The sequence below is a fragment of the Streptomyces sp. NPDC058955 genome (assembly GCF_042741435.1).
GTDB lineage: Bacteria > Actinomycetota > Actinomycetes > Streptomycetales > Streptomycetaceae > Streptomyces.
In genome coordinates, this window is record NZ_JBHYKM010000028.1 from 12,502 (window position 1) to 17,183 (window position 4,682).

Here is a 4,682-nt window from a genome sequence, read left to right on the forward strand (position 1 = left end):
GCCTGGGGCGCGGGGGACCCCACGGCCGTGGGCAGGGGGACCTGCCGGGACCCGACTTCGTACGCGCGTGGGCCGGGTGTCCCTTTCGCAACCCGGGGCCCTTCGGCGTGCGGTGACGGCGGTCAGCCGGCCGCCGGCGCGGGGACCCGGACCGTGGTGAACCGGCCGTCGCCGAGCTGGACGTGAGCACGTCCCGGCGCGCTGTCCTGGCCGAGGAGGCCGCGCGGGAGGCGGGCGCCCACCAGCTCGCCGTCGCCGGTCGCCCGCGGCGCGAGCAGGGCACCGCACCGGTTGCGGCGCACGACCGCCTGCCAGCCGCCGATGCCGCCGAGCAGCGCCTCGTTGTTGCCGGCCACGATCAGGCCCCAGCCGTCCCCGGCGCTGCCCCGGGCCAGGGCGGCGAAATCGTGGTCCAGCTCCGAGTTGATCATCATCTCGGCGTCGTCGACGAGAATGGCCCCCGCCGGGGTGTCCACCCGGCCGAGCGCGCTGCGGAAATCGGCGACCGCGACGTCCACGTCGGTGAAGACCTCGACGACGCCCGGCCGTCCGGCCAGCCGGCGCAGCGGCGAGGTGCGCGGCGCGATCACCACGATCTTCGTGCCGAGCTCCGTCAGCGACCGCGCCATGGTGAGCAGGACCGTGCTCCGCCCCGATCTGGGCGGCCCGGCGATCACGAAGGACGGCACCTGTGACAGGTCCGTGCCGAGCGCGGCCAGTTCGTCCCCGCCGACGCCGACCATCGCCCACAGCGGCGAGACGTCCTTCGGCCTGCGCGCGAGCGCCTCCGCGAAGTCCAGCTCGTCGGGGAGCACCTCCACCCGGAACGGCCTGCGCGGCGCGGCCACGCCGCTGTCCCGTGCCCGGAGCCGCTCGGCGAGCGCGCCGAGCGCCCGGGCCTGGCCCGCGCCGTCGGCGTCCTCGTCGGAGAGCAGGGCGACCTGGACGCTGTTGCCGTCCTTGGCGAGCACGCCGCGTCCCGCAGGCAGATCCTCGGGAACCGTCCGGGAGGTGAGCCCGACCATGGAGTAGTCGGACCGGTCGTTCAGACGCAGGACGAGCTTGTCCTCGGTGTGCGAGGAGAAACGGTTCTGACCCAGGATCCGGTCCCCGGTCGGCACCACGTGGACGCCGACACCGGCGCCCTCCCGCAGCAGCAGCGTCATCGCGTCCATCACCGAGCCCTGGTCGTAGGCCGAGAAGACCCGCTCGAACGCCTCGAAGCGATCGACGAGCAGAACGATGTGCGCGGGCCGCTCCTCCTCGGGCAGGGTGCGGCGCAGCTCGCTGAGATCGGCGACCCCCTGCCGGCCGAGGAGCTCACGGCGCCGGCCGACCTCGGCACCCAGCCGGTTCAGCAGACGCACCACGCGCTCGACCTGGCCGCGGTCCACCACCGCACCGCAGTGCGGCAGCGCGGTGAGCGCCTGCAGCGCGCCGTTGCCGCAGTCGAGGCCGTACAGGTGCACGTCCGCGCAGCTGTGGGCCCCGGCCAGGGCCGCGGCCAAGGTGCGCAGGGTCTGGGACCGGCCGCTGCGGGCCGAACCGATCACGTACAGATGGCCCATCTCGTCCAGGGAGAACGAGAGTTCGCGCCGCGCCTGCTCCGTGGGCACGTCCACGATCCCGTACGCCACCGGGGCAAGACCTCCCCGCTCGCCCTGCGGCCGACCGGCCTCCGGGCGCTCGGCCAGGTCGGCGAGGGCGAGGTCGGCGAGGGCGAGGGCGGCGGGCAGCGGAGGGAGCCAGGGGCGGCGGGCCGGCGGCACGGAGAGCCGCGCGGCCGCGCCGCGTACCGCCTCGACGAGGACGGAGAGGTCGGTGACCGGCTGGAAGGCGTCCTCCCGGGCCGGAGGGCGGGGCACCGGGTCGCCCAGGTCCTCCCAGTGCAGCTCGGTGAGGATCGGCGCCGGGCGGTTCTCGTCCCTCGACGCCGGGTCGGGGCGGCGGCCGCCGATCCGGCCGGTCTGGAACGGCAGCAGCGCCGCGTGCCCGAGCCGGGCGTGGGCACGGCCGGGCGTGCGGGGCGAGAGCTGCCCGGAGTCGGGGGCGTCGATGATGTCGCGGCTCTCGCTGGTGTCGGTGGTGCGCAGCGCGATCCGCAGGTTGGTGTTGGCACGGATGTCGGAGGTGACCGCGCCGGACGGACGCTGGGTGGCGAGGACCAGGTGGATGCCGAGCGAGCGGCCCCGCTGGGCGATGTTGACGAGGCCGGACACGAAGTCGGGGAGCTCCCGCACCATCGACGCGAACTCGTCGATGACCAGGACGAGCCGCGCCAGCGGGGCGAGCCCGGGCTGCCGGGCGCGCTTGTCGGTGTAGTCGTCGATGTCCTTGGCCGCCGCCTCGGCGAGGATGTGCTCGCGCCGCTTCAGCTCGGCACCGAGCGACACCAGGGCGCGCTCGACCAGATGGGTGTCCAGATCGGTGACCATGCCGACGGTGTGCGGCAGGTCCTCGCACTCGGCGAAGGCGCTGCCGCCCTTGTAGTCGATCAGGACGAAGTTCAGTTCGTCCGGCCGGTTGGCGACCGCGAGGCTCGCCACGAGGGACTGGAGCAGCTCGGACTTGCCCGAACCGGTGGTGCCCGCGATCAGCGCGTGCGGGCCGTCGGCGGACAGGTCGACGGCGAACGGACCGTCCACGCCCTCGCCGAGGACGGCACGGGTGCCGCGCCCCGCGATCACCCAGCGGGCGGCGACGGCGTCGGCGGTGGGCGGTTCCAGACCGAGCACGTCGAGGAGGCGGGCGGAGGCGGGCAGCAGGTTCTCCTGCGTCTCGTCGCCCACGTCACGCAGGGGCGCGAGCGCCCGAGCCACGCCCACGCACCAGGAGCGGCCCGGCGCATCCATGAGGACCTCGTCGACGGGGTCGGCACTGTCCTGCTCGACGCGCAGCCGGGTCGGGCCGGCCACGGCGACGGCCCGGCACTCCTCGGGCAGCAGCCGCGCCTCGTCGTCCACGCAGAGCGCGTACACGCCGACGGCCGGGCCTTCGCGCAGGATCTGGACGACACCGGGCAGGGAGCGCAGCCGGCGCGCGCCGTCGAGGACCACGAGGATGTCGGGCTCGCCCGCGGCACCGCCACGGGGGGCCCGGTCCCCGGCCTCCCGCCGGGCCGCGATCACGGCGGTGAGCTCGGCGACGCGCCGGCCGACGGACTCGGCGCTCGCGCCGACCAGGGTGAGGGTGTCCTCGCCGAGGGGCGCGCAGTGCGGCAGCCAGTGCACCCACGACCAGCGGTCGGCGCCCGACGAGCCGGACAGCACGCAGATCCGCAGGTCGGACGGGCTGTGCAGGACGGCTGCCTGGGCGATCAGCCAGCGCGCGAGCGGCTCGGCGGAGGCGCCTCCGGCGATGCCCATGACCCCCGACTCGCGCAGCGGGACGGTGACGGGCACGGCGTGGGTGGTGCGGTGGATCCTGCGGCGGTGTTCCGGCTCGGCGGGGTCCTGGAGCTCCACGAGGGCGGGCCGGTCCGCGGCGCCGAGCCGCATCAGCAGGAAGTCGTCGTCGCGCCAGCGGCGCTCCCACAGACGCTGGCGCGGGCCGGCCGCGATCAGCAGGGCGGACGCCGGGTCGGGGGCGGCGAGCCGGCGGGCCCGCTGCTCGGCGAGGACCGCCTCCGTGACGTCCTCCTCCAGGGCCGCCTTGCGCTCTTCGTACTCCTTGAGCTGCTCCTCGTGACTCTCCTTCCCCCGGCGCTTGTTGGAGAGCTGGGAGGCGATGGCGATCACCGGGGAGAGCAGGCCGAAGATCAGGAACCGGGGGTTGTTGAAGATCGCGAACGTGACGGCGGCCATCAGCAGCGGCGTGAAGACCAGCGCGAGCTGGAGCTTGTTGCGGGCGGGCTTGCCGGGCGCGACGGGGAGCTGGAAGCGGTTGGCGACCGGCGGGGGCAGCAGCCGGGGCGGCCGGTTGTAGTCGAGGCCGAGGCCGTCGTCCGAGGGCTGGAGCGCGGCGTCGGGCCGTGAGGGTCCGGCGAGTTCGAGCAGGACGGGACCGGCCGAGAGGACGCCGCCGAGCGGCCACGGGGTCCAGTCCCGCACGTCGGTGCCGTCCCGCGTGATCCCGTCCTGCTGTGCGGGCCGCACGGTCGCGGTGCCGTCGGCGAGGACCTTCAGACGGGCGGCGGTCCCGGCGAGCCCCTCGGCCTCGAGGCGGATCCGGCAGGACGCGGCGGAACCGATCTCGTAGTCGCCGGGCGGGAGCCGGAACACCACTCCGGCGTCGGCTCCTCCGACGCCGCGCAGCTCCACCACCCCGTCCGGCTCGGGGCCCGCCTCGGGCGCGGGGGCGCCCAGGGACAGCAGGCTGCCCGGGCGCAGGGCCGCCGAGGCCACCGGCTGGTCGGCGGGGAGCGGAGCGGCCCCGAGATAGAGGACGGGCCGCTCCTGGGGTGCGCCGCCGCGCAGTCGCCGGTGCAGGTGCTCGGCGAGTTCGCCCGCGGGGGACTCGGGATCGGCCTCGATCATGATGTCCGCGGTCCGGCCCTGTTCCGGGTCGACGGCGGTGACGGTCAGGCGCATCGTCAGTGCTCCTTGGGCACGATGGTCACCAGAGGTGCGGGGGTGGGGGAGGAGCCGTGCGGGGCCGGGCGGGAAGGGGGGTGCGGGCGGGCCCGCCCGCGGGGGGCGGGGGGAGCCCCCGCGGCGGGCGCCCCAGTGGGGGGGGGACAGGGG

At 75.7% G+C, this 4,682-nt stretch carries 1 protein-coding gene; it reads right to left on the reverse strand.

Going from position 1 to position 4,682, the window contains the following annotated elements; genetic code table 11:
• Window positions 1-122: 122 nt before the first annotated feature.
• The gene (locus tag ACFW1I_RS13885; RefSeq protein ID WP_384669530.1) at window positions 123-4,529 is read right to left on the reverse strand and encodes an FtsK/SpoIIIE domain-containing protein; all 4,407 of its coding nucleotides are present in this window, start codon (window positions 4,527-4,529) and stop codon (window positions 123-125) included.
• Window positions 4,530-4,682 lie beyond the last annotated feature (153 nt).

Coding starts and splice junctions, on each gene's coding strand:
- ACFW1I_RS13885 (WP_384669530.1), bottom strand. CDS start 4,529: ATGCGCCTGACCGTCACCGCCGTCGACCCGGAACAGGGCCGGACCGCG.